This is a genomic window from Pseudomonas sp. CFBP 13711, assembly GCF_014842265.1.
Taxonomy (GTDB): Bacteria; Pseudomonadota; Gammaproteobacteria; order Pseudomonadales; family Pseudomonadaceae; genus Aquipseudomonas.
On the sequence record NZ_JACYVI010000007.1, the window covers coordinates 215,461 to 241,167 of the forward strand.

Annotated in this window: 22 protein-coding genes and 1 riboswitch; of the genes, 14 read left to right on the forward strand and 8 right to left on the reverse strand. The window is 61.4% G+C overall.

The window, feature by feature from the left end; translation table 11 throughout:
• Window position 1: 1 nt before the first annotated feature.
• The 4 genes from IFT47_RS15285 (at window position 2) to IFT47_RS15300 (ending at window position 5,040) form a co-directional block, all read left to right on the forward strand.
• Window positions 2-1,759, forward strand: coding sequence for a carbamoyltransferase family protein (locus IFT47_RS15285; protein ID WP_192171135.1), 1,758 nt, complete (start codon window positions 2-4; stop codon window positions 1,757-1,759).
• The gene (locus IFT47_RS15290; protein WP_122625597.1) at window positions 1,743-2,873 is read left to right on the forward strand and encodes a glycosyltransferase; all 1,131 of its coding nucleotides are present in this window, start codon (window positions 1,743-1,745) and stop codon (window positions 2,871-2,873) included. The genes IFT47_RS15285 and IFT47_RS15290 overlap by 17 nt, the downstream gene beginning before the upstream one ends.
• A 78-nt stretch (window positions 2,874-2,951) precedes the next feature.
• Window positions 2,952-4,160 carry an O-antigen ligase family protein gene (locus IFT47_RS15295; RefSeq protein ID WP_192171134.1) on the forward strand — a complete coding sequence of 403 codons (1,209 nt, stop codon included), beginning with the start codon at window positions 2,952-2,954 and terminating at the stop codon, window positions 4,158-4,160.
• Window positions 4,147-5,040, forward strand: a complete 894-nt coding sequence (locus tag IFT47_RS15300; RefSeq protein WP_192171133.1) for a lipopolysaccharide core biosynthesis protein — start codon at window positions 4,147-4,149, stop codon at window positions 5,038-5,040. The genes IFT47_RS15295 and IFT47_RS15300 overlap by 14 nt, the downstream gene beginning before the upstream one ends.
• Here the strand turns inward: IFT47_RS15300 and IFT47_RS15305 are convergent.
• Window positions 5,009-5,650, reverse strand: a complete 642-nt coding sequence (locus IFT47_RS15305) for a lipopolysaccharide kinase InaA family protein (protein WP_192171132.1) — start codon at window positions 5,648-5,650, stop codon at window positions 5,009-5,011. The genes IFT47_RS15300 and IFT47_RS15305 overlap by 32 nt on opposite strands.
• Before the next feature lie 121 nt (window positions 5,651-5,771).
• On the opposite strand from IFT47_RS15305, the gene msbA reads away from it, so the two are divergent.
• From msbA to IFT47_RS15340, 7 genes are all read left to right on the forward strand, one after another.
• Window positions 5,772-7,592, forward strand: a complete 1,821-nt coding sequence (gene msbA, locus IFT47_RS15310; protein WP_192171131.1) for a lipid A export permease/ATP-binding protein MsbA — start codon at window positions 5,772-5,774, stop codon at window positions 7,590-7,592.
• Entirely contained in the window at window positions 7,586-8,482 is an 897-nt protein-coding gene (locus IFT47_RS15315; protein ID WP_192171130.1) for a GNAT family N-acetyltransferase, read from the forward strand. Before msbA ends, IFT47_RS15315 begins: the two co-directional genes overlap by 7 nt.
• 1 nt (window position 8,483) lies before the next feature.
• Window positions 8,484-9,887 (forward strand): PIG-L deacetylase family protein, encoded by a 1,404-nt coding sequence (locus IFT47_RS15320; RefSeq protein ID WP_192171129.1) that lies wholly within the window; start codon window positions 8,484-8,486, stop codon window positions 9,885-9,887.
• Between the two features lie 151 nt (window positions 9,888-10,038).
• Window positions 10,039-11,463, forward strand: a complete 1,425-nt coding sequence (gene hldE, locus IFT47_RS15325; RefSeq protein WP_192171128.1) for a bifunctional D-glycero-beta-D-manno-heptose-7-phosphate kinase/D-glycero-beta-D-manno-heptose 1-phosphate adenylyltransferase HldE — start codon at window positions 10,039-10,041, stop codon at window positions 11,461-11,463.
• Window positions 11,464-11,536: 73 nt separating this feature from the next.
• Window positions 11,537-12,511 carry a glycosyltransferase family protein gene (locus IFT47_RS15330; RefSeq protein ID WP_192171127.1) on the forward strand — a complete coding sequence of 325 codons (975 nt, stop codon included), beginning with the start codon at window positions 11,537-11,539 and terminating at the stop codon, window positions 12,509-12,511.
• Window positions 12,511-13,221, forward strand: a complete 711-nt coding sequence (locus IFT47_RS15335) for a hypothetical protein (protein ID WP_192171126.1) — start codon at window positions 12,511-12,513, stop codon at window positions 13,219-13,221. Before IFT47_RS15330 ends, IFT47_RS15335 begins: the two co-directional genes overlap by 1 nt.
• A 67-nt stretch (window positions 13,222-13,288) precedes the next feature.
• Complete coding sequence (locus tag IFT47_RS15340; RefSeq protein ID WP_192171125.1) at window positions 13,289-14,101, forward strand: hypothetical protein; 813 nt, start codon at window positions 13,289-13,291, stop codon at window positions 14,099-14,101.
• An 8-nt stretch (window positions 14,102-14,109) separates the two neighbouring features.
• Here the strand turns inward: IFT47_RS15340 and IFT47_RS15345 are convergent, their stop codons facing one another.
• The 4 genes from IFT47_RS15345 to IFT47_RS15360 all read right to left on the reverse strand — a co-directional run bounded on the left by IFT47_RS15345 (window position 14,110) and on the right by IFT47_RS15360 (window position 17,489).
• The gene (locus tag IFT47_RS15345; RefSeq protein ID WP_192171124.1) at window positions 14,110-15,075 is read right to left on the reverse strand and encodes a metal ABC transporter ATPase; all 966 of its coding nucleotides are present in this window, start codon (window positions 15,073-15,075) and stop codon (window positions 14,110-14,112) included.
• Window positions 15,076-15,111: 36 nt separating this feature from the next.
• Window positions 15,112-15,921, reverse strand: coding sequence for an aldo/keto reductase (locus tag IFT47_RS15350; RefSeq protein WP_192171123.1), 810 nt, complete (start codon window positions 15,919-15,921; stop codon window positions 15,112-15,114).
• The gene (locus IFT47_RS15355) at window positions 15,918-17,093 is read right to left on the reverse strand and encodes an NAD(P)/FAD-dependent oxidoreductase (protein WP_192171122.1); all 1,176 of its coding nucleotides are present in this window, start codon (window positions 17,091-17,093) and stop codon (window positions 15,918-15,920) included. The genes IFT47_RS15350 and IFT47_RS15355 overlap by 4 nt, the downstream gene beginning before the upstream one ends.
• Before the next feature lie 63 nt (window positions 17,094-17,156).
• The gene (locus tag IFT47_RS15360; RefSeq protein ID WP_133774590.1) at window positions 17,157-17,489 is read right to left on the reverse strand and encodes a DMT family transporter; all 333 of its coding nucleotides are present in this window, start codon (window positions 17,487-17,489) and stop codon (window positions 17,157-17,159) included.
• A 171-nt stretch (window positions 17,490-17,660) separates the two neighbouring features.
• Between IFT47_RS15360 and waaA the strand changes: the two genes are divergently transcribed.
• On the forward strand, window positions 17,661-18,935 hold the full coding sequence (gene waaA, locus IFT47_RS15365; protein ID WP_192171121.1) for a lipid IV(A) 3-deoxy-D-manno-octulosonic acid transferase: 1,275 nt from the start codon (window positions 17,661-17,663) through the stop codon (window positions 18,933-18,935).
• A 91-nt stretch (window positions 18,936-19,026) separates the two neighbouring features.
• On the opposite strand, the gene IFT47_RS15370 is transcribed toward waaA, so the two are convergent.
• On the reverse strand, window positions 19,027-20,466 hold the full coding sequence (locus IFT47_RS15370) for a TolC family outer membrane protein (protein ID WP_192171120.1): 1,440 nt from the start codon (window positions 20,464-20,466) through the stop codon (window positions 19,027-19,029).
• Window positions 20,467-20,648: 182 nt separating this feature from the next.
• Window positions 20,649-20,753, forward strand: a riboswitch (TPP riboswitch).
• Between the two features lie 171 nt (window positions 20,754-20,924).
• Between IFT47_RS15370 and thiC the strand changes: the two genes are divergently transcribed.
• Window positions 20,925-22,841 carry a phosphomethylpyrimidine synthase ThiC gene (thiC, locus tag IFT47_RS15375; protein ID WP_192171119.1) on the forward strand — a complete coding sequence of 639 codons (1,917 nt, stop codon included), beginning with the start codon at window positions 20,925-20,927 and terminating at the stop codon, window positions 22,839-22,841.
• A gap of 135 nt (window positions 22,842-22,976) precedes the next feature.
• Window positions 22,977-24,308, forward strand: a complete 1,332-nt coding sequence (cytX, locus tag IFT47_RS15380) for a putative hydroxymethylpyrimidine transporter CytX (protein ID WP_192171118.1) — start codon at window positions 22,977-22,979, stop codon at window positions 24,306-24,308.
• A gap of 53 nt (window positions 24,309-24,361) precedes the next feature.
• On the opposite strand, the gene IFT47_RS15385 is transcribed toward cytX, so the two are convergent.
• Window positions 24,362-24,988 (reverse strand): GAD-like domain-containing protein, encoded by a 627-nt coding sequence (locus tag IFT47_RS15385; protein WP_192171117.1) that lies wholly within the window; start codon window positions 24,986-24,988, stop codon window positions 24,362-24,364.
• A 90-nt stretch (window positions 24,989-25,078) separates the two neighbouring features.
• Window positions 25,079-25,705: a GAD-like domain-containing protein gene (locus IFT47_RS15390; RefSeq protein ID WP_192171116.1), complete on the reverse strand. Its 627-nt coding sequence runs from the start codon at window positions 25,703-25,705 to the stop codon at window positions 25,079-25,081.
• Between the last annotated feature and the right edge of the window lie 2 nt (window positions 25,706-25,707).

Sequence of the window (25,707 nt, forward strand, 5' to 3'; positions counted from 1 at the left end):
AGTGGCATTGACGATCCTTGGCCTGTCCGGCGCCCTTAGCCATGATCCTTCCGCAGCCCTGTACATCGACGGCAAGCTGGTTGCTGCGGCCGAAGAAGAGCGTTTCGTTCGCGACAAGCATGCCAAGAACCGCATGCCCTACGAATCAGCGAAGTTCTGCCTCGAACAAGCGGGCATCAAGCCTTCCGACGTCGACGTCGTGGCCATTCCTTTCGCGCCCATCAGCCTGTTCGGCGAAGCGCGCTGGCACTACGCCAAACGTTACTGGTATGCCCCGGACCGCGCCCTCGACGCGATTCTGATGGGCAACCGCCGCTACAAGCGCTATCGCAACAAAATCGTCTGGTGCCTGGAACAACTGGGTTTTGATCCGAAAAAGATTAAGATCGAGCCCGTCGAGCACCACCTTGCCCACGCTTCCAGCGCCTACCACTGCTCCGGCTTCCAGGAGAAAACCGCGATCCTCGGGATCGACGGCAAGGGAGAGTACGCCACCACGTTCTTCGGCTACGGCGAAAACGGCAAGATCCACAAGATCAAAGAATTCTACGACCCGGATTCCCTCGGCGGCCTGTATGGCGCGATCACCGAATTCCTCGGTTTCGAGATGCTCGACGGCGAATTCAAAGTCATGGGCATGGCGCCATACGGCGACGCGACCAAATATGATTTCTCGCGCCTGGCCACGTTCGAAAACGGCGAACTGGTGATCAACACCGAATACGCCAACGTCATCGGTCTGCGTCGTTACAAAGAGAAGGGCAAAGGCTTCTACTTCTCGCCGAAACTGATCGAGTGGCTGGGGCCCAAGCGCGAAGGCGACATCGCCGACGAGCCGTACATCCACTACGCCGCCAGCATGCAGGCGCTGTTCGAGAAGCTGTCGCTGCAGATGATCGACCACTATCTGGGTGACATCCTCAAGGAAACGGGCAAGCTCGCTTTCGCCGGTGGCTGCGCGCTGAACGTCAAACTGAACCAGAAAATCATCGCGCGCCCTGACGTCAAAGAGCTGTTCGTTCAGCCAGCGTCGGGTGATGCCGGCACTGCCGTCGGCGCTGCCGCCTACGTTTCCCACGCCCGCGGCGTGCCGGTCGAGAAGATGGAACACGTCTACCTCGGCCCGTCCTACAGCAACGAAGACGTTATCGCCGCCTGTGCCCGCCACCCGAGCAAGCCGGCCTGGCGCCAGATCGACAACACCCCCGAGCGCATCGCCAAAATCATGGTCGCGGGCAACCCGGTCGCCTGGTTCCAGGGCCGTATGGAATTCGGTCCTCGTGCCCTCGGTGGTCGTTCGATCATCGGCTGCCCGAGCATTGCCGGCGTCGCCGATCGCATCAACCATCAGATCAAGTTCCGCGAGCGCTGGAGGCCTTTCTGCCCGTCGATGCTCGACACCGTCGCCCCGCAGATGATCAAGATCGATCACCCGGCGCCGTTCATGACTTTCACGTTCGAAGTGGCGGAAGAGTGGAAAACCCGTGTGCCGGAAGTCGTCCACGAAGACGGCACCTCCCGCGCCCAGGTGCTCAAGCGCGAATACAACCCGCGCTACTACGACATGATGAAGGCGCTGGAAAACCTGACCGGCAATGGGGTTTCCCTCAATACGTCGCTCAACCGTCGCGGCGAGCCGATGATCTGCTCGCCGACCGATGCGCTGAATATGTTCTTCGGCTCCGATCTGGAGTACCTGATCATGGAAGACATTCTGGTGGTCAAAGACGGCGTGGACACCCATGACACGCTCAGCTGAGCGCCATGTTCTCCAGTTCTGCCACGGCTATGACGGGCCGTTCCTCGACTGCGCCCGTCAATACGCCAGCCTGTTCGTGGGCAGGGGATACCGTGTCACCACGGTATTCCTGACCGGCGCCGCCGATGCCGAGGTTGCAGCCAGCTGCGCGTCGGACGAAGTGCTGTTCATGGAGTACAGCTCCAAGGCCATCGGCGGCATGAAGGTGGGAGCGATCCGCGATCTGCGCAAGATCGCGGCGTCCCGCAGTTTTGAGTTTTGCATCACCCACCGTTTCAAGCCGACCTACATCGCACTGGTCGCGACCCGCTTGCCGGTGATCGGCGTCCATCATGCGTTTGGTGATTACCGGCGCCGCAGCCGCAAGGTGCTGGCGAACCTGTTCCGCTCCCGCCTGAGCCTGCTGGGCGTGTCCGATGCCGTGCGCGATGACATTCGCGCCTGCCTGCCGAAATGGCCGGTCGAGCGTATCCAGACCCTCTATAACCGCATCGATGTCGATCAGCTGAGCGCCACTCTGTTGTCCCGTGAGGAGGCCCGCGACGCACTGGGCCTGGCCCAGGAGGCGTGGGTCGTGGGCAATGTCGGGCGGCTGCATCCCGACAAGGACCAGTCGACGCTGCTGCGCGGATTCGCCCAGGCGTTGCCGAACCTGCCCGCCGACAGCCAACTGGTGATTCTCGGTCAGGGTCGGCTGGAACAGGACCTCAGACACTTGGCGGCCGAACTGGGTATCGGCCACGAGGTCATGCTGGCGGGGCAGGTGACTCAAGCCAGCCGCTATTTCAAGGCCTTCGACGTGTTCGCACTGAGCTCCGATCACGAACCCTTCGGCATGGTGCTGCTGGAGGCCATGGTGGCCGGCGTGCCTCTGCTGGCAACCGCCTGTGGCGGCGCGAAGGAAGTGGTTGAAGGCGTGGGCATACTGTTTCCCCTGGGCGGAGCCGAGTCTCTGGCTCAGGGGCTGATCCACCTTTCGCGGATGGACGCCGAGCTGCGGCAGTCCTGCGCGGATGCGATGCTGCAACGGCTGCACGACCGTTTCAGCGATGAGGCGGTAAAAGCAGTTTTCTGGCAGTTGCCGCAAGTCGTCGCGCTCACCTCGGAAACCTGATTTCATTCGAACCGCTGGCAGCCATTGGCCTCTGATAGCAATGAACACCCGGCTGCATAGCACAGGATATGGATTGGAATGGTTGTAAAAAATTTGCCGGCACGTGCGGGGTACATCGCAGGTTTACTGCTTGCGGTGGTGATGCTGATCATATTTCTCGGGCCGTTCTGGTGGCCCGGTGAGTCAAGTTCCTGGGCTGCGTTCATTCGCGCGGCGCTGGTCGTTGCCTTGCTTTGCGCAGCGCCGGCGCTGAGTCGGCGATCCTTTTCAGTCAGCCCGCTGACCTACACCGTCCTGCTGCTGTTCGCCTATCTGCTGATCAACAGCCTGATGTCAGACGACGACATGAAATCCCTGCGTCGGCTTCTGCTCATCCTTGTGTTTTTCATCGGCGTTGGCGTGATTAGGGCGAGGGGCACATTCGACTGGGAAAAAATCCTCAAGCTGTCGGTCGTGGTGGTTGCGCTGTTCGCCACATTTTCCATGCTCAATCTCGCCATCCACGGTGCGTTCGTCCTCGGCTATCGGCAGATGTCACTGGCTGGCTCGGGAGTGACCGATGTGGCCGACTTCGGCAACACCATCGTTGCCGGCATGAACTACGGCTTGTTTCTGCTGGCCGGTATCTGGCTGACATTACGCTCAAGGCGCCGTGCCGAAATCGGCCTCTGGCTGCTGTGCTGCGCCCTTATTGCCACGTACATCTATTTCACTTTCGCGCGCAGCGCCTGGTTGGCCTCATCGGTCGGCGGGCTGGTGCTGCTTGGCACGATGACCAGTGGCAAGCTGCGTCGCAATATCCTGATTCCTGCGGCCATCGTCGTCGCGCTTGTGCTCATTTTCGGCTTCAGCGAGCTCGCTTACGAAGTGCAGACCCGTGGCGTGACCGGGCGCAACGAAGTCTGGCTTGCGGTGTTCGAGCGCCTGGCTGGCCACTGGTGGTTCGGGGTTGGCGCGGGTACGCCACTGGGCGAAGTTCACCTATCGACCGGGCAAATCGTGCGCAACACCCACGGCCTGTATTTCGAGGTGCTTTATCAGTTCGGCATCGTCGGTCTTGCGCTGTTGCTGGCGACGATGCTGCATGCTGGCGCGTGTCTGGCCCGAGCGCGCAAGACCTCGGAGATCGCTCGGCTCTGGCTGGCGATCCTCTGCGCCGGTGGCGTGGTCATGACCGTTGAACTGCACACCTTCGTCGGGTCACCCAATCTGGTGTGGGAATGGCTCTGGCTGCCCCTCGCTGGCGCGGTCGCCATCTCGCGGGAGGCGCGGCGTGCTGAGGGTTGAAGCGCGGGGCGAGCAGCGCTGGCTGGTAGGGCATGATCTGGAAGTGTGCCTGCAGGACTTCGCGCAGTCCCGCGGTTCTGTTACAGGTCCGGTATTGCTGCTGGCGTCCGGCCCCTCGGCGAACGAGTTTCCGCTTCCCCGTTACCGGAGCCTGCCGGTCGTCGCCATGAACGGCTCGATCGTGCGCTGCGTCGACGAGGGCATCCGGCCTTTCTACTACCTGTGCGACGATCCGAATTTCGTCATCGGCCGGCCAGCGCTGGCACTGATGGGGGTTCGCCACGGCGAGCATCTGGCGATGAGTCTGGATGTACTTCAGGCGATTCATTCGGCCGACGCCACTGCGCTGAACGGCAAGAAGATCTATCTGCTGGAGCGGGTCAATCGCCAGGAAGGCAAGGCCGTCATGTCGGATCGAGCCTACGCGTGGTCAATCCGCAACGACGACGAGCTGATCTCCAACTTCTCCCTGCTGCGTCGCAAGCCCAACCGCATTGGCTTCAGCCTGAACCTCAAACGCGGCTATTTCGGCAGTCGAACCATTCCCTTCGGCGCCTTGCAGCTGGTCTGCCATCTGGGGTTTCGTCAGGTGTTCGTGGTCGGGATGGACCTGCGTCAGGGCGGCGGGCGTTTTTACGAGAAGGGAGAAGCGGCTTTGCCCAGCAGCCTGGACGAGGATTTCGAGCAATACATCCTGCCAAGCTTCACGTTGATGACTCGCAAGATCCTGCCGCGAACCGGCATGCAGGTGTTCAATCTATCCAGTGTCAGTCGCATGCCGGAGCGGGTCATTCCCAAAATCACCCTGCAGCGCCTCGACGAGCTGCTGGGCGTTCAGCCCGACCCTTCTACGCAAACAGCGCCTTCAAACGCGCAGTGAAGTGGGCGCTCCGGCCTTGGGTGTAAGCTGAAATAAAGGCCGTGCCCCCATCGCTCTCCACCAGCCACGCGCGATCTTCCTTATACCTAAGCAGGTGCTGGAAATTGCGCAGCCGCTTCGAATCGCTCAGCGCGCGACGCTGGCACTTCATGTCAGAGATATCGATGAGCCCCAGTTTCGCCTCCGGGGTGAGGATCACATTGCCCATGTGCAGCGAGCGAAAGTAGACGCCGCGATCATGCAGGTGGGCGATAAACGTACCCAGTTCAACCCGCAGTGGCGCGCTTTCACCGTGCTCTTTCAACACCTGGCGGATGGTCAGGCCGGGCAACGGCGTGTAACGCACGGCATCGCGGCTGATGCTGGCAATTCGATAGGTGGCGATGACGTCGGGGCAGGGAATGCCGCGTTTTTTGAGGGCGTCGATGTTGTCGGCGAAACGTTGCGCGTAGGGAAACAGCAAGGCCGAGCTGATCAGGCGCTTGCGGCGGAACAGTTTGAGAATGGTGCCGTCCTCAAGCAACAGAACCTTGTCCCCGGATCCGTCCGCTTCGAGCACGGTGGCGTTTTCTCGCAAGGCCAGATAGGCGCTGTGTTCCATTGGATGCATCGGCATACTTACCTGAACAAATGCGGCATGTTACCCGAGTCGGCCCCGCTTGGGTCGCGGCAGGGGTCGACAAATATGGGTTGTGCTACCATGCCCGCCTAATTTTTTCGTGCGGATTCCCATGAGCAGTCCTGATCCTCAAGCTAAAACGACCCTGGCGATTTACTTTCGTCTATTGACCTATGTGCGGCCGTACATCGGCCTTTTCTGCTTGAGCATTGTTGGCTTTCTTATCTTTGCGTCCACCCAGCCGATGCTCGCCTACATCCTCAAATACTTCGTCGATGGCCTGGCCAATCCCGAAGCCAGCCTGTTCCCCGGCAACCCTTATATTGGTCACCTGCAATTGCTGCAGGCGGTGCCACTGATGATCGTGCTGATCGCGGCCTGGCAGGGCGCCGGCTCTTATTTAGGCAACTTCTTCCTGGCCCGCGTTTCCCTCGGGCTGGTGCATGACCTGCGCGTCGTGCTGTTCAACAAATTGCTCACGCTGCCCAACCGCTTCTTCGACAACAGCAACTCAGGGCATCTGATCTCGCGCATCACCTTCAACGTGACCATGGTCACCGGCGCTGCCACTGACGCAATCAAGGTGGTGATTCGCGAAGGCATGACGGTTATCTTTCTGTTCGGCGCGCTGCTGTGGATGAACTGGAAACTGACCCTGGTGATGCTGGCGATACTGCCGCTCATTGCGGTCATGGTGAACAGCACCAGCAAGAAGTTTCGCAAGCAGAGCAAGAAGATTCAGGTGGCCATGGGCGATGTGACCCACGTGGCGTCAGAAACCATTCACGGTTATCGCGTGGTCCGCAGCTTTGGCGGCGAAGACTACGAAAAGGCCCGCTTCGAAAAGGCCAGCCGCAGCAATACCAAAAAGCAGTTGGCGATGACCAAGACCGGCGCGGTTTACACGCCGATGCTGCAATTGGTGACCTACAGCGGCATGGCCATCGTGATGTTCCTTGTCCTTTATCTGCGCGGCGACTCGTCGGCGGGTGATCTGGTGGCCTACATCACCATGGCCGGCCTGCTGCCCAAGCCGATCCGTCAGTTGTCCGAAGTCAGTTCCACCATCCAGAAAGGCGTCGCCGGTGCGGAGAGCATCTTCGAGCAACTGGATGAGCAGACCGAGCAGGACTTGGGCACCGTAGAGCGCGACAAGGTTTCAGGCCGTCTGGAGGTCAAAAACCTCACGTTCACCTACCCAGGCACGGAAAAGCGCGTGCTCAATGACGTGAGTTTTGTCGCCGAAGCCGGCCAGATGGTCGCGCTGGTGGGCCGCTCCGGCAGCGGCAAATCCACGTTGGCGAGCCTGATTCCGCGCTTCTACGATCACGTGCAGGGCCAGATTCTTCTCGATGGCGTCGAGACTCAGGACTACACCCTGCGCAGCCTGCGTCGTCAGATCGCGCTGGTGAACCAGAACGTCACGCTGTTCAACGACACCATCGCCAACAACATCGCGTATGGCGATCTGGCGGGCGTGCCGCTGGAAGAGATCAAGAAAGCCTCGGCCGATGCCTACTCGGACGAGTTCATCGACAAGTTGCCTCAGCAGTACCAGACCCTCGTCGGCGAGAACGGCGTGCTGCTGTCCGGGGGCCAGCGCCAGCGTTTGGCGATTGCCCGTGCGCTGCTGAAAAACGCGCCGCTGCTGATTCTCGACGAAGCGACCTCGGCGCTGGATACCGAGTCCGAGCGCCATATCCAGAAAGCCCTGGAGAAGGTCATGCAGGGCCGCACCACGCTGGTGATCGCCCACCGCCTGACCACCATCGAAAAAGCCGACGTCATTCTGGTCATGGACGAAGGCCGCATTGTCGAGCGCGGCTCCCATGCCGAGCTGCTGGCGCAGAACGGCTACTACACGCGCCTGCATGCCAAACAGTTCGAAGAAGACGAGCCAGTCGAAATCGATCGGGCAGTCGATGCATGCTGAGTCACTTGCGCGCATGGCGTGAGCGAGGCTGGACCCCGATTGATGCGACCACCTACGCCACCGCGTGGCAGCAGTTCGGCGGCAGCGTTGCCACGCACCCGCATGTGATCGAGCGCCTGGCCGGGCTGGCTGACATTCCGGTTCGGTATCTGGGTTGGCTGCAAGACGGCAACATCGTTGGTGCGGTGGCCTGCTGGGGCCGGGAGCTGGCGCTGGCCAAGAAGGTACTCAAGCAGCGTAATCGGCGGGTGTTCGATCTGGGCAATGCAGAGATCATTCTGCCGATTGCGCCCGGCGTGACAGTGCCGGTACGCCAGCGCATGAGTTACGTGTCGGAGTTGAACGCCGGTCAGATCGACACCCTCAAGCCGCAAGCCGAGAGCCTGGCCATCGCCCGCGCGCCTGAGGACTATTCCAAGAAATTCCGCTACAACCAGCGCCGTGAACAGCGTTTGCTTGAGGAGGCGGGCGGGGTCGTGCAGCCGATGCTGGATTTCACGTCCGAGGAACAAGCCCGCATTTACTCCAGCCTGTTTCATGCGCGCTGGGGCTTCGACGTGCCGGGCAAGGATCATCTGGCCAAGGTGTTCGAGCTGATGCGCGAGTTCATGACCGGCTCGATGATCCTGCTGGAAGGCAAACCCATTGCCGCTCAGGTGCTGTACAGGGTCGAATCGCCACACTGGGTGTCGGTGGAATACATCAACGGCGGTGTCGATCCGGCCCATCAGGCGTTGAGCGCCGGCAGCGTGCTGAGCTTCGTTAACACCCAGAACGCCTGGGCTGATGCGAGGGCGGTGAACAAGCCTTTGCGCTACTCCTTCGGCCGCTCCGATCGCGAATACAAAGACCGCTGGTGCCAGACGGTGCCTGTCTACAAGGTTGGATGACATGTCCGGGCGCAAGCAGCAGCTTCTGAAACGACATCGGCGCAACAAGCGTCTGGCGCTGATCATCGGTCTGGTGCTGCTGATCGGCATTGGCATCTGGGTCGCGTGGTGGCTGGTGCCGTTGCTGATCGTCGCCGCCTGGATCGCCCACGAAGCCTGGTTCTCCGACCATCTGTTTTATTCGCCCAAGAGCGATTACCACTACCAGTTTCCTGACGCGGCCCAGGCGCAGCCTGTTTCTGTCGTCAATGGCATGCTGCAACTGAGCGAGCCTTTGGGCGAAGGCGAAACCCTGCTGCTGGAGCTCGACCTGCGCAGCACCTGGCTCGGTCGCTGGCTGGACCCCTACGTGTTGGCAGGCGACGACCGCCAGGATTTCGAACGAGGCTTTGCCGGGCGTCGCTACGTGAACCTCACCGGGCAGCGGGACGTCGTCGCGGACAGCACGCTGCGCCTCAAAGGCGGCTTCTGCCGCATCGCCAGCGCCGCCCGCTTATACGTATTGAGCAACCCGGATTACCGGCAGCAACGGTTGATGATCCTCGCGCCCCACGCCGACGACGCCGAACTGGCAGCCTTTGGCCTGTACAGCCAGGCGGCGGATTGCAGCATCGTTACGGTGACCCAGGGCGAAATCGAGGCCGAACGCTACGAACAACTGGGGCTGAACCGCGCCGATGCTGCCCGGCTCAAGGGGCGTCTGCGTACCTGGGACAGCCTGGCGATTCCGCTGTGGGGCGGTGTGCCCCAGAGCCAGTGCGTGCAACTGGGCTATTACTGCCTGCAACTGCCGGCCATGGCCCAGTCGCCGGATCAGCCGTTTGGTTCTCGCGACTCCTCAGAGACCGACATCCGCAGTGCGCGGCAGCACAATCCTTTGCCGTTGCCGGGTGATCAGGACGGCGCGCCGACCTGGAACAATCTCGTGGCCGATCTTGCGGCGCTGCTCGATGCTTACCGGCCGGACGTCATTGTCATGCCGCACCCGGAACTCGACCCCCACGCTGACCACATCGCCACGACTCAAGCGTTATACCAGGCGGTGGGCAGAAGCGCGCACACGCCGGAGGTGGCGCTGTTCTACGCCAACCACCTGCACGACAACGACCGCTGGCCCATGGGGCTGGCCGGTAAAGGCGTCGCGCTGCCGCCGTTTGTAGAGGCGCCTTCAGTGGATCAGCTCTGGAGTACGTCGCTCAGTTCGGACGTGCAACTGGATAAGGCCATGGCTCTGGCGATGCAGCATGACCTCCAGGGAGCGCCACCCCTGAAGAAGCGCCTGCGCCGACAGATTCAACGCTGGCTGGCCGGTCGTGAATGGCCGCTGACGGGAGACGACGAATTCTTCCGCAAGGCCGTGCGCCGTCACGAGGTGTTCTGGGTTCGCCGCTTTCCGCGCCCATAGCTGCAACAGTCGATGCGCCATTCGTTGCACCAGTTAAAGCGCCACCTGAAGCGCTGTTTGAAGCACTAAGGGATTCGAGGCCAACCGGCCAGCCAGCGCTGATCGCTGTGCTAAGATTCCGTCCTTGTCCATTTCTGCCACGGGTTGTTCGATGAAGTTGTCCATGCCGCGTTTTGATCAGGCTCAAGTGTTAGTTGTCGGCGATGTCATGCTCGACCGCTACTGGCACGGTGGCACTTCCAGAATCTCCCCTGAAGCACCGGTGCCGGTGGTCAAAGTCGACCAGATCGAAGACCGTCCGGGCGGTGCCGCCAACGTGGCGTTGAACATTGCTGCGCTGGGCGCCAAGGCGTCCCTGGTCGGCGTGACGGGCACCGACGAAGCCGCCGACAGCCTGAGCAACAGCCTCAAGGCCGCCGGCGTGATCGCCAGCTTCCAGCGCATCGCCCATCAGCCCACCATCGTCAAATTGCGCGTCATGAGCCGGCACCAGCAGCTCCTGCGCATCGACTTCGAAGAACCCTTTGCCACTGACCCCGAGGCCCTGAGCCGCGAGGTCGATGCCTTGCTCGACGGTATCAAGGTGCTGGTCCTGTCCGACTACGGCAAAGGCGCGCTGAAGAATCATCAAGTGCTGATCAAGGCAGCCCGGGACCGTGGCATTCCCGTGCTCGCCGACCCCAAGGGTAAAGACTTCGCGATCTACCGTGGCGCCAGCCTGATTACCCCCAATCTCAGTGAATTTGAAGCCATCGTCGGCCATTGCGTCGACGAGGCAGAGCTGGTCGCCAAAGGCGCGGCGCTGATGAAGGACCTCGATCTGGGGGCGTTGCTGGTCACCCGTGGCGAACACGGCATGACCCTGCTGCGTCCGGATCAGCCAACGCTGCACCTTCCGGCCCGCGCGCGGGAAGTCTTCGACGTGACGGGGGCTGGGGATACGGTCATTTCCACCCTGGCAGCGGCCATTGCGGCGGGTGAGGAGTTGCCGCACGCGGTCGCGCTGGCGAACCTTGCGGCGGGCATCGTCGTGGGCAAGCTCGGCACTGCCGCGATCAGCGCTCCCGAGTTGCGTCGCGCCATCCAGCGCGCCGAAGGTTCCGAGCGCGGAGTGCTGACCCTCGATCAGCTGCTGCTGGCCATCGACGACGCCCGTGCCCACAACGAAACCATCGTCTTCACCAACGGCTGCTTCGACATTCTCCACGCCGGCCATGTCACCTACCTGGAACAGGCTCGCGCCCAGGGCGATCGGCTGATCGTGGCGGTCAACGACGACGCGTCGGTGAGTCGCCTGAAAGGCCCGGGCCGCCCGATCAACAGCGTTGATCGACGCATGGCCGTGCTGGCCGGTCTGGGCGCCGTGGACTGGGTCATCAGCTTCCCCGAAGGCACCCCGGAAAACCTGCTGACCCATGTGCGTCCGGACGTGCTGGTGAAGGGCGGGGACTACTCGGTTGACCAAGTCGTCGGCGCCGACATCGTCGGCTCTTATGGCGGCACCGTGAAAGTGCTGGGACTGGTTGCCAACAGCTCGACGACAGCCATCGTCGACAAGATCCGCAGTCAGGACTGATCCGACGCCCGCAGCGCAGAGTGGCACCCCTTGCCGCTGCCATTTTTGTATTCGCAGTTCGGTATATGAACGTATGAAAGTCATGTTACTGGTGATGGATGAACAGCGCGTCATACTGGACGGTTTGTACGACACCGTGCGGCAGCATTGTGACGACTGCGTCATCTTTCGCCTGAGCAAGCAACAGCAGCTGAATCTCGGGCCGTTTCTGGCCTCGGTCGACTATCAGCGCTACGACCGGGTGGTGATTTTCTCCCGGGTCAAACGGCTTGCTCGCCAGCGCGCGGTGCTCAAGTGCATTCCGGGGCTGATCTTTCTTGAGCACGATGCGTATCAGAACTACATGAGCGCCAGCAAATACCACGGCATGTATTCACGCTTGTACCGGCAGCTGCCGTGGAGTCGCGCACTGGTTTCCGGTGCGGTGGTTGCGCGGCGCATGCGCGGCGAAGGCCTTGATGCGGTGTTCGTGTCCAAGGGCTACGACCAGGAAATGCTGCGCAATCTCGGTCAACCCCGAGACATTCCGGTGGGCTTCCTGGGCAGCCTGAAAAGCCGCGAGTATTCCCAGCGCAAGCAACTGGTGGAAAACCTCGCGCAGCGCGCTGGCATGCTGGTGACGCGCACGGCCTCTGGCGCCGAATACCTTGAAACGCTTAATCGCATCAGGATTTTCGTCAGTGCCGACATCGGCATGGGCGAGTTCATGATCAAGAATTTCGAAGCCATGGCCTGCGGCTGCGTGCTGCTCGCATGGAGCCAGGGTGAAGAGGACGAGCTGCTGGGGTTCGAAGAGGGGCGAAACGTCATGTTCTACCGCTCCGAAGACGAAGCCGTCGAGAAGATCCGCCTGCTGCAGAGTGATCCCGAGCTTGCCGCGCGCATCGCCAGCGAAGGCCAAAAATTCGCCGAAGAGCGCTATGCCTTTGCCCGCGTGGGCCGCGATCTGGCCGATGAAATTCAGAGGCCGATGCGCCCGTGGCAACGTCCGTCGGCGCTGACCCGTGCCTGGGTCAAGTGGCGCCATGGCATGCAGGTGCGGGCCTGATGACGTTGCCGTCGGACCACGACCGTACCGCGCCGAAGGAACCCCTTGTATTGCCGGGCGCCGATCAGGACGTGTTCGGCGCGCTTCCCGCTGCACTGCGCCAGTGCCTGGCGAACGCTGCACGGGTCATCCTGATCGCCAACAATCCAGCCATCACCCCAGCCGATTTCGATGCCTTGGGGGTGGGCGCCGACGATGTGGTGGTCAGCTTCAATCTGTGCATCAAGGCCGCCCTGCTAAAGCCTGAAAGCGTCAACCTGTTCGTGCACGGCTTCAACGCGCCAGACCGTTACTTCTTTGGCCTGCCTTCAACCGATGACGTACAGAAGTTCACTGCCCAACCGGGCTCGCGTTGCTTCACGCTGCTGGTGGGATGCGCCGTGCCGCTGTGCCCGCTGCCTGAGGTTGCGCTGTATTGGGACCGCATTCCGTTGCCGGCCCTGGCCGAGCGTTACCCGGTCGATCGTCCCAACGGCAAGCGCTTCGTCGGTCCTTCCACGGGTTTCAACGTGCTGGTGCTGCTCGACTGGCTGCGCGCTCATGCCGGTTACCGCTACAGGCTCATGACCCTCGGTTTTTCCAACGAAGCCGGCAAGCTCTGGGGCGGCCACGCCTGGGACTATGAGCGCAACTGGCTGCTCGACGCCGACGTCGAAGTGATCGCCCTCAAGCCCCGGAGTTGGTGGCGCACGCTGTTGTTTCGTAAATGAACGAGGCCGTCCGCCGCTTGAGCGCGCATGTCCAGGCGCATCGCCATCGATCCCGGAGAGTTTGTCAGTGCTGAACATTGCGGTCGCGTTTTTTGGTATCCCGCGCAACTCGGAAATCTGTTTTCCTTCCATTGAGGAAAACGTCCTTGGCCCGTTGCCCAAGGGCAGCAACGTCAAATGCTTCTACCACCTCTACAAGATCGACGAAGTGCATAACCAGCGCTCGGCGGAGAAGGGGGAGCTGAAGGCGCAGAACTACGACGTTTTCCAGTCGATGACGGGGGTTCTCGAGTCCACGGACGGCGTGCTGGATCGCTGGGATTTCGAGCGGGTCAAGGCGATGGGCGACACCTGGGGCGACGAGCATGTCTCCCTGCGCAACCTGATCTATCAGCTCAATTCCCTGCACACGGTCACGGGCATGATGGAGTCGTTCGATCCGGACTTCGTGGTGTTCGTGCGCCCGGACAACTTCTTCCATTCGCCGCTGCCGGGTTATGTCTTTCATTCGCCACAGGCACGGCGGCTGAACGCCTATATTCCGGACTGGCAGTGGTGGGGCGGGCTGAACGATCGTTTCGCCATTTGCGGCCGCGACGTCTACCGCGCCTATGGCAAACGGGTGGAGCGCATCTTCGAGTTCTGCGAAGTGACGGGCCGCAAGCTGCACTCGGAGCGTTTGCTCAAGTACGCCCTGCTTGAGGCCGACGCCCGCGTTTGCACGCTGCCAACCACCGCCTCGCGAGTGCGCATCACCGGCGCCTTCGCTGAAGAGTCGTTCTCGCCGAAGCGCGGGATGGGCAAGCGTGAGAACCGCTATTTCCACTTCTTCGCCCGGCTGCGCACCTGGCGTGACAAACGCCTCACTGAAAAGAGCTGAGTGGCGGCCTACTTGTGCAGGCCGCTGCGCACCAGCCTGACCAGCCGCCTCGCTTTGATCCGCAGCTTGGTCAGACCTGATTTGGGCTTTTTCTTCGGCGTCAGGCCCTGCTGCACCAGCCAGTCCTTCCAGCGAATCCGCTCCTCGCGTACCACCCAGCCTTCTTGTGGGGCAAAGCTCTCGGCCAGATAAAGGCCGCGCGTACCGGCGGGCGAAAGCTTGTCTTTCTTCAGGGTGTACAGCTCGGGCAGGGGCGAGCCGTTTTCCAGCGGCATCAGGTACAGATCCGGCTTGCTGCGATTGAGGCGCGCCACCAGCTCGTTGTTCTCCAGGCTTTCATCGACGTGGAACAGGCTCAGCGGGCGAGCCTCTTTCGGCACTTCAAGGCGCATGTCGTAGATCAGTTGCAACGACGCCGTCGGCAAATGCACGTAAGCGCGGGGCCGCTCAATCAGGGTCAGGCTGCCGCAACGTACAGGGCGTGCCGCGCCGGAAAGCGGCGTGAGGCGAAAGGGCATCGCTTCGCGGTAATGCAACGCTGCCGCGTAGGGCGCTGGCAGCCAAGTGTCGTTGAAACGTCCGCCGAGCCAGCCTTGGGGCGTCTCGATCAGGCATTCCTCGGCGACTTCCTGAACCGCCGTGTGCAACGGCAGGTTGAGTTCGTGGGCGGGAACGTAGCCGGAGATCAGCTTGAGCACCACATCGCCACGGTCCTGACGGCGCTGGCGAACCAGCACCCAGTAATCGCGGTTCTGCCAGCGCAGGGTCAGGCGCACCGAGACACCGAGATTGGCCAGTTCGGTGGAAAACCGTTCGCTGTCCTCCACGTCGATCTTGCGACGCCGTGCCAGGGTCTGGGTGAAATTCAGCGGCATCCCGATGCTCTGGTAGGTCAGGCTTTCCGGGGTGGCTTCGACAAATAACGGCAGGGTCTTGAAGTTGCTGGGGTTCTTTCGGATCAGGGTTCGCGGCATATCGGCTCCTTCTTGCGTTGGGGTCGGCCGTTTGTCTCAGGGCTGACGACGGATCACGGCAGCGGCGGTTGCCACGTTATGGGCCAGATGCAGCGGATTGATGGTGCCGACGATAGCACCGGTGACGCCGGGATGTTCAAACAGCAGCTCGAAACTGGCACGCACAGGATCGACACCGGGGCTCAGGCAAACGTGCCCGCTGGCCAGCGCTTTTTTGACCAGCACCCCTTTGCCGTGTGCAGCAGCGTAGTCGAGGACCGGCTTTTCGCCCTGTTCGTTGAGGTTGTACGTGACCATCGCGCAGTCGCCGTCCTCCAGCGCCAGCAGACCGCCTTCGACGGTCTTGCCGGAGAACCCGAACCCGCGAATCTTGCCTTCTCGCTTGAGCTCGGCCAGGGTCTGGTAGACGGCGCAGTCGTTGAGCACGTGCAGATCGTTGCCGTCGGAATGCACCAGCACCAGATCGATGAAGTCGGTTTCCAGGCGCTGCAGGCTGCGCTCCACGGACAGGCGCGTGTGGGCGGCGCTGAAATCGTGCCGTGACTGGCCCGCTTCGAATTCTTCGCCGACCTTGCTGACGATCACCCAGTCCTTGCGCTGCCCGCGTAACAGCGGGCCGAGGCGCTCTTCGCTGCGACCGTACGCCGGGGCGGTGTCGATCAGGTTGATGCCCAGATCCCGCGCCAGCTTCAGCAACATCTGCGCTTCGACGTCGTCGGGAATGGTGAAGCCGTTGGGGTACTTCACGCCCTGATCGCGGCCCAGCTTTACCGTGCCCAGGCCCAAGGGTGAGACGTTGATGCCGAGGCTGCCGAGCGGCCGATGCAGATCGTGCAGGGTCTTCATGGCAGCAGTTGATCCCAGACAGGAATGGCGAGGGGCGGCTTGGGGAAGTCGGTGTGCGGTGGTTGCGGTGTGGGGTGAATGTCATCCCGGGACAGCGAGGCCAGCACGCGATCGGCGAAGTCGGGGGCCAGCGCCAGTTTGGTGGGCCAGCCGACCAGCAAGCGCCCCTGCACGTCGACAAAGGCGTTGTCCGGGCGCACCAGACCGCTTTGCTGCGGCTCGGCGCGGTCCACGCGCAAGGTGGCGAACTGCGCCTGGCTGAGATCCACCCAGGGCAGCAGATTGGCGAGCTCTTTTTTCGCGGCAGCGATCTGCTCGGCGGGGTCGCGGGCAACGCCTTCGGCTTCGGCAATGTCGCCGCCCAGGTACCAGACCCACTGGCCGTCAGCCGCCGGGTGCGTCGTGACGGTGATGCGCGGTTTCGGCCCGCCGCCCAGGCAGTGGGCGTACAGCGGTTTGAGCGTCGGGCCTTTGACCAGCACCATGTGCAGCGGGCGGCGTTGCATGGCCGGCTGGCTGACGTTCAGCGCCTTGAGCAGATCAGCCATGCCTTCACCGGCGCTGAGCACCACTCGCTGCGCATGGATCTCGCGGCCGTCGACGCGCAGACCGACCAGTTCGCCGTCACTGCGCAGCGGCTGGATGTCCTGGCCGGCAAGCAGACTGTCGCCCGCCAGCTCCGCCAGTTTTTTCACCAGACTGGGAATGTCGATGACCAGCTCGGCCAGGCGGTACACCTTGCCCTTGAAGCGCGGATCCTGGAGCGCAGGCGGCAGGTCGCTGCCCTTGACCTGATCAACACGCCCGCGCACGGCCTTGCTGGCGAAGAAGCTGGTGAGGTTGCCGGCGAGGGTGCCGGGCGACCACAGGTAATGGGCTTCCGACAGCAGGCGTACGCCTGAGAGGTTCAGCTCGCCTTTGCCGGCGAGCGCTTCGCGCCAGCGACGTGGCATGTCGGCGATCGCTTCGGAGGCACCGGACAGCGCGCCGTGCAGGGCGTATTTAGCGCCGCCGTGGATGATCCCCTGGGATTTGAGTGTCTGGCCGCCACCCAGGCTGGCCTTTTCCACCACCACCGTCGAAAAGCCCTGATGCCGCAGCCGCGCATTGAGCCAGAGACCGGCAACGCCCGCGCCGACAATCAGGACGTCAGTGGAAATAGCAGATGACATGGGCACCTCAAATGGCGAAACGAATGCCGGCATTATAGGGGAAGGCACTTTTCAGTAACCCCCTTAATGACCGGCCGTCTTCGAGAACAGCTGGATGACCACGACGCCCGCGACGATCAGGCCCATGCCGGCGATGGCGGGCAAGTCCAGTTTCTGGCCGTAAATAAACAGCGCCGCGATGCTGACCATGACGATGCCCATGCCCGCCCACACGGCGTATGCCACGCCGACCGGGATGGTGCGCACCACCAGCGTGAGCATCCAGAACGCAATGGCGTAGCCGACGATTACCAACAGCAGTGGAATCGGCGTGCTCAGGCCTTTGACGGCTTTCATGGACACAGTGCCGATGACCTCGGCACAGATGGCGATGGCCAGCAGGTAGTACGCAGACATGATGTAGCTCCTTTTCAATGGCCGTCATTAAAGCGGCTTACCCGGTACTGAACAACCGGCGCCTTTCGGGCTGGCGGGCTGGCGGGAGGGCGGCTGGCGAAATGCGCCGGGCAAGATATGTGCGAAGCTCCATGGAAATCTGACAGCGTTTGGCTGATAAACTCCGCGCCCATGAATAGAACCCTCTACAGCATCCTGTTCCACCTCGGCCTCCCATTGATCGCCCTGCGCTTGTGGCTGCGTTCGCGCAAGGCGCCGGCCTACGCGAAACGGGTCGGCGAGCGCTTCGCCATGGGCTTGCCCGCCATGCAGCGCGGCGGAATCTGGGTGCATGCCGTGTCGGTGGGCGAGAGCATCGCCGCCGCGCCGATGATTCGCGCCTTGCTGGCCCGCTATCCGCAATTGCCGATCACCATCACCTGCATGACGCCGACCGGCTCCGAGCGCATTCAGTCGCTGTTCGCCAACGAGCCGCGCGTTCAGCATTGCTATTTGCCCTATGACTTTCCGTGGGCAGCCGGGCGTTTTCTCGATCACATCCAGCCGAAGATCGGCGTGATCATGGAAACCGAGCTGTGGCCCAATCACATTCATCAGTGTGCGAAGCGCGGCATTGCGACGGTGCTGGCCAACGCGCGGTTGTCAGAGCGTTCCGCTCGCGGCTACGGACGCTTCGCCGGGCTGACTCGGCCGATGCTGGCAGAGATGAGCCTGATTGCCGTGCAGACCGAAACCGAGGCCCAGCGCTTTCGTGACCTGGGCGCTCGGCCCGAGTGCGTCACCGTGACGGGCTCGATCAAGTTCGACCTGACCATTGATCCGCAATTGCTGGAGCGTGCCGCTCAGCAGCGTGAGCAATGGCAGACCTTGCAGCGTCCGGTGTGGATTGCCGCCAGTACCCACGCGGGCGAAGACGAGGTGGTGTTGGCGGCCCATCGCACGGTAATGGAAACCCATCCCGGCGCGCTGTTGATCCTCGTGCCCCGTCACCCCGAGCGGTTCAATGGCGTGTTTGAGCTGAGTCAGCAGCAAGGATTCGCCAGCGTTCGTCGTTCGACGGCCGAGCCGGTAACGCCGGAGACCTCGGTTCTGGTGGGCGACACCATGGGGGAGCTGCTGTTTCTGTATGCGCTGGCCGACATCGCCTTTGTCGGCGGCAGCCTGGTGCCCAACGGTGGCCATAACCTGCTGGAGCCTGCGGCGCTGGATAAGCCCGTTCTCAGCGGCCCGCACCTGTTCAACTTCCTCGAAATCGCCACGATGCTGCGTAATGCCGGCGCGTTGGAGGAGGTCAGTGACTCGGCCGCACTGGCCGCTGCAGTGCGAGGGTTGATCGACCATCCCGAGAAAGCAAAGGCGATGGCCGATGCCGGATTGGCCGTGATGAAGGCCAATCAGGGGGCGTTGCAGAGGTTGCTGGATGGGATTGGGCGGTTGTTGGGCTGATTGCGCCTGAAACGCCGCCTTCGTGAGCAAGGTGGAGCGCCACACCGGTCACTCCCACAAGTGCAGTAATAGCTACGCGACCGCGCGACATTCACCGCTCCGTCGGCCGCTCAAAATTCTTCGCCGCTTCTTTCGCCAGATCCGGCGGCAGGAAGTCTTTGTCGGGGTTGTAGTCGGCTTTCAGAAAGCGTGACAGATCCTGCAGATCGCCCGGGCTCAGCGTGCCGGCAGCCTGCTTCAGGCGCAGGTTGTCGAGGATGTAGTCGTAACGCGTGTTGTTGTAGTCGCGCACCGACGCATACAGCTGACGCTGTGCATCGAGCACGTCGACGATGTTGCGCGTCCCCACTTGATAACCGATTTCCGTGGCTTCCAGCGCGCTCTGGTTGGAGATGATTGACTGCTTGCGCGCCTGCACCTGCTCGACATCGGTGTTCACCGCGCGGTGCAGGTTGCGGGTGTTTTCCACCACCTGGCGGCGCAGTCCTTCACGCTGCTGCTCGCTCTGACCGAGACGAGCGTAAGCCTCGCGGACCTGGGAGCTGGTCAGCCCACCGCTGTAAATCGGGATGTTCACCTGCAGGCCGATGGTGCGTTGCTCGACGCTGCCGTGAAAGCTCTGACCGGTGTAATTGGGGTTGGTGAAACCCAGTGGGTCGTTGTCGCCTTTCTCGTACTGCGCCACCGCATCGACCGTGGGTGCGTGGCCCGCCTTGCGCTGACGCAAAGTCTCTTCAGCGGCGCTGACGGCGTAGTTGCTGGCCAGCAAATTCAGGTTTTGCTGGGTTGCCGTGTCGACCCAGGCTTTCGCATCGTTGGGCGTCGGTGCGAGCACTGGCAGGGTGTGCACGATGCCTTCAATGGAGTTGTAGTCGCGGTTGGTCAGGGTGATCAGCGCCTGAAAGGCATCGTCCACCTGGCGCTTGGCAACGATCCGCGCAGCGCGGGCGGTGTCGTAACTGGCTTGGGCCTGCAGCACGTCGGTCTTGTCCGACAGGCCGACGTCGAAGCGTTCATTGGCCTGATCGAGCTGGCGCTTGAACGCCGCTTCCTCTGCCTTGGTCGAGGCCAGATTGTCCTGTGCGCGGAGCACCGCAAAATAGTCTTCGGCGCTTTGCAGAATCAGGTTCTGCTCGGTGGCCGAGAGCTGCAGGATCGCCTGCTCGTTGACGTCCTTCGCAGCCTTGAGCTGGAACCAGCGGTCCGCGCGGAAGATCGGCTGACTCAAGGTCGCGCGATAGACCGTGCCACTGCGGCTGATGACGGCAGAGGGCTGGTCAATCGAGGTGCGGGTGTCATTGATGTCGGCGCCGCCGGAGATGTTCGGTAACAGACCGGCGCGTGCCTGAGGCACGATTTCCTTCTGCGCGTCGTAGCTGGCGCGGGCTGCCGCAAGGTCGGCGTTATTGTTGACCGCTTCCTGATACACACTGACCAAACCGGTCCTGGTCGGCAGCGGCATGTCTGCTGCCCCGGCCATCGCATTCGAAGCACACGACACGGCAATGGCCAGTGAAAGTTTGCGCAGCATAGACATTCCCTAGTAATTCAAGCGGCATGAAGACGGTGACGTTGCGTCTGATCCAGATGGCTTTGGCGACGCGTAGCGAGTGTAGTTCCAGCGGGTAGGGACAACAATCGGGCAAATCAGCCATTTAACGCGCGTTTGAATTCCGCGCTTGGCGTTTGGCCTGCGCCGCGACTAGACTGACGCTGTTCTTGTCGGGGTGCCTTGATATGAGGCTGAGATCGGATAATCCGGATCCCGTTGAACCTGATCAGGTTAGCGCCTGCGTAGGGAACAAGATTTCTCGTCTCCCGGCGAGTCCTCTTGAGTGTCGTCCGGGGTCGTCTTTGTTCATTTTCTGAACAGTCCGCGCCTTTCGATTCTCAGCATCCATGCCGTCTCAGGGTGCATCCGTTCGTGTTCATCAGGCTCAAACTCCGACAATTCATTCCGCTGCTGGATGATGTCCTGGAGAGCCCGTGATGAGTACAACACTAAAAAACGCCAATCTGAGTGAATCCGCCCAAGTCGATTCGGGGTCGGTTCAACCGTTTACCCGCTCGCAGAAAATCTACGTTCAGGGCTCGCGTCCGGACATCCGTGTGCCCATGCGTGAGATCAGCCTGGACGTCACGCCGACGGCCTTCTCTGAAACAAAGAGCTCTGGAACAAACAGCGGCGGCGAGATCAACGCACCGGTCTGCGTGTACGACACCTCCGGCCCGTACACCGACCCCAACGTCATCATCGACGTGCGCAAGGGCCTGGCGGATGTGCGTTCGCCGTGGATCGAGTCCCGCGCTGACACCGAACGCCTTCCAGGGCTGACCTCGAACTTCGGTCAGCAGCGCCTGGCCGATGCCGAACTGACCCGGCTGCGTTTCGCCCATGTGCGCAATCCGCGTCGGGCAAAGGCGGGCGCCAACGTCAGCCAGATGCACTACGCGCGTCAGGGCATCATCACCGCCGAGATGGAATACGTCGCCATCCGCGAGAACATGAAGCTGCGGGAAGCCCGCGCCGCTGGTCTGCTCACCCAGCAGCACCCCGGCCACAGCTTCGGTGCGAGCATTCCGAAAGAGATCACCCCTGAGTTCGTGCGCGAAGAAATCGCCCGCGGTCGCGCGATCATCCCTGCCAACATCAACCACGTTGAGCTCGAGCCGATGATTATCGGGCGCAACTTTCTGGTGAAGATCAACGGCAACATCGGCAACAGCGCGCTGGGTTCGTCCATCGAAGAAGAAGTGGCGAAACTGACCTGGGGCATTCGCTGGGGTTCGGACACGGTCATGGACCTGTCCACCGGCAAGCACATTCACGAAACCCGCGAGTGGATCATCCGCAATTCGCCGGTGCCCATCGGCACCGTGCCGATCTATCAGGCGCTGGAAAAGGTCGGTGGCGCGGCCGAAGACCTGACGTGGGAGCTGTTCCGCGACACGCTGATCGAGCAGGCGGAGCAGGGCGTCGACTATTTCACCATTCACGCCGGTGTACTGCTGCGTTACGTGCCGCTGACCGCCAAGCGCGTGACCGGGATCGTCAGCCGTGGCGGTTCGATCATGGCCAAATGGTGCCTGGCCCATCACAAGGAAAACTTCCTCTACACCCATTTCGACGACATCTGCGAAATCATGAAGGCTTATGACGTCAGCTTCTCCCTGGGCGACGGCCTGCGTCCGGGGTCGATTGCCGACGCCAACGACGAAGCGCAGTTCGGCGAGCTGGAGACCCTCGGCGAGCTGACCAAGATCGCCTGGAAACACGACGTGCAATGCATGATCGAAGGCCCGGGCCACGTGCCGATGCAGTTGATCAAAGAGAACATGGACAAGCAGCTCGAGTGCTGCGACGAGGCGCCGTTCTATACGCTCGGCCCGCTGACCACTGACATCGCACCGGGTTACGACCACATCACGTCGGGCATCGGCGCGGCCATGATCGGCTGGTTTGGCTGCGCGATGCTCTGCTACGTCACGCCCAAGGAACACTTGGGATTGCCGAACAAGGACGACGTCAAGACCGGGATCATTACCTACAAGATCGCCGCCCATGCTGCAGACCTCGCGAAAGGGCATCCCGGTGCGCAGATTCGTGACAACGCGCTGAGCAAGGCGCGGTTTGAATTCCGCTGGGAAGACCAGTTCAACCTCGGGCTGGACCCGGACACCGCGCGCGCTTACCACGACGAGACGCTGCCGAAAGACTCCGCCAAGGTCGCGCATTTCTGCTCCATGTGCGGGCCGAAGTTCTGCTCGATGAAGATCACTCAGGAAGTTCGCGAGTACGCCGCCAACCAGAAGATCGGCGCGGTGGACGTGTCGGTGGACGAAGGCATGCGCGAACAGGCCGAGCGGTTCAGGCAGGAAGGCAGTCAGCTTTATAAGAAAGTCTGAGCGGCAAGCGGCAAGTCACAAGTTGCAAGGAAAAGCAGGCCGCGATCGTTCCCACGCTCTGCGTGGTAATGCCGCCCCTGACGCTCTGCGTCACTCAGGACGCAGAGCATCCAGGTATGCGTGCCCACGCAGAGCATGGGTACGATCAACCATAAGTTTCAGCGAGACACAAAAGTGAACACACCCGGCACCTATTCACCCGACGCCCCCGTGCCCGCTGCCAAGCGGGTTTTTGGCGGGCGCGATCTGTTCTCTCTGTGGTTTTCCCTCGGCATCGGCCTCATGGTCCTGCAGACCGGCGCGTTGCTTGCGCCGGGATTGGGCATGTCCGGCTCGATGCTGGCGATCCTGCTCGGCACACTGGTGGGCGTTTTGCTGCTCGCCGCGGTTGGCGTGATTGGCAGTGACACCGGCCTGTCATCGATGGCGGCGCTCAAGCTCAGCCTCGGCAGCAAAGGCGCAGGCGTTCCGGCGATTCTCAATCTGCTGCAACTGGTGGGCTGGGGCTCGTTCGAAATCATCGTCATGCGCGACGCCGCCAGCCTGTTGGGCGCGGGCGCCTTTTCCGAAGGCAGCCTCTGGGCCAGCCCGATGCTCTGGACAATCGTCTTCGGTGCCCTCGCGACCTTGCTGGCGGTGAGTGGCCCTTTGGCCTTCGTTCGGCAAATCCTGCGCAAATGGGGCATCTGGCTGCTCTTGGCCGCGTGCGCCTGGCTGACGTTCAATCTGTTCAGCAAGGCTGATTTGACGGCCCTGTGGTCGCGGACGGGAGATGGCTCGATGCCGTTTGCCGTGGGTTTCGATATTGCTATCGCGATGCCGCTGTCGTGGCTGCCGCTGATTGCGGACTACTCGCGGTTCGGCAAGCGCGCCGCCGGCGTGTTCGGCGGCACAGCGCTGGGCTTCTTCATCGGCAATTTCTGGCTGATGTCCCTTGGCGTGGCGTACACCCTGGCCTTCGCGCCGAGTGGTGAAGCCAATGCGCTGTTGCTGGCGCTCGCGGGTGCGGGGATGGGCATTCCGTTGTTGCTGATCCTGCTGGACGAATCGGAAAACGCGTTCGCCGACATTCACTCCGCTGCCGTGTCGAGCGGCCTTCTGCTGAAGGCCAAAGTCGAACACCTGGCGCTGGCCATTGGCGTCATCTGCACGCTGATCGCCTGCTTGGCGCCGCTGGCGCAGTACCAGAACTTCCTGCTGATGATCGCTTCCGTGTTTGCACCGCTATTCGGCGTGGTGCTGGTGGATCACTTCGTCCTGCGTCGCCGTCGTCACGGCGTTGCGACAGCGGGCTTGCGCTGGATGACGCTACTGGCGTGGATCGGCGGGATCTGCACTTACCATCTGCTGGCGAACCTGTATCCGGACATCGGTGCAACGCTGCCAGCGCTCGTTGTGGCGGGTGTATTGCAGTGGGTATTGGCCCGCGGGCAGCCACCTGCATTCGAGGCCGATGTGCGGCATTAACTCAGCGATCTGGACCTGGAATAGAAAAACCAGGCTCAATGCCGGCGTGTGGCTCAAAGCGTATCGAGGTCCGGGAATCCCCAATCCGTCAGCGGCGCGAGTTGGGACAGGAAAGTGAGGTGCTCGATGGTTTTGACCTTCTGTAGATGCTTTAGATCGGCGGGGCCGCCGAGGGCGAGAGCTGGGACGAAGCCGTACATTTCATCGGGCTTTAGCGGGCCGAGTTTTTTTAAAGCTTGTTGGAAGAGGTCGTCAAGATCATTGGACTCCCGATCTCGACTTGCAAAAAATAGCGCGATTTCGTCGTCGAACTCATCGCTTCGCACCACCTCTTGGGTTTTATGAAAGCGTGCGTAAGGGGCCGTTACGTCCAGCCAATTCCCAGTCTTCTCATGCCAAAGATAAAGATCGCCGAAAGCACTTCTGGCGATGGTGTGATAAAAGCCGGCATCGGGTATTCCCGAATCATCCAGCCATGCACGAACCAGTTCCTGGTACTCCTCTGGATTAACGGTCCAGAACAGCCCCTCGGCATAGCCGCTCCAGCCATATTCGCGCCACTGTTTCAGTAGTTGTTCGGGGAGCTTATCTGCGTATTTGTTCAGCGAAGAGAGAGGTACCTCTCTTTGCCCCGAAGCTGGCCCCAGCTTCTCGAGGAAATACTCGTAATATTCTTCCATGTGATATCGCTCGTCTGGGTGCAGATGGCTCTAGGCTGACTCGCTGTCGTAATCCTGAGTCAAGGCTTAAGCCCATGTCTTGTGGGGTGATCAAAGGGTATCGAGATCCGGAAATCCCCAGTCCGTCAGCGGTGAAAGCTGGGACAAGAAGGTCAAATGCTCGATTGTTTTAATCCGCTGCAGATGCCTCAAATCGGCTGTGCCGCCGAGTGCGAGAGCAGGGACGAAGCCGTACATTTCGTCGGGTTGTAGTGGACCAAGTGTTTTCAGTGCCCCCTGGAAGAGCCCTTCAAAATCGTTGTTCTCTGGCTTTTTTGCCGCGAAGAAGGATTCCACGCTGATGTCTGGGTCGCGAGTTTGCGAATTAGCTTTGCTGTACAAATAACGTGCGTACGCTGCGCAAATCGTCAGTCGACTCCCTGTCTTCTCTTGCCACAAATACAAGTCACCAAAAGCGCTTCTCGCGATAACGTGAAATGTACAAGGCTCTTCAATTCCCGAATGCTCCAGCCAATCGGCGATCAGCGTAGCGTACTCGGAAGGGTTAACCGTCCAGAATATGCCGTTACCGTAACCGCTCCAACCGTACCTTGCCCAATGAGAAATCAACATTGATGGAAGTTTATCTTTGTATTTTTCAACGGTAGAGAGAGGCACTTCTCTTCGGTGGGTAGATGGTCCCATTCTTTTTAGAAAGTAAGCAAAGTAATCTTCCATAT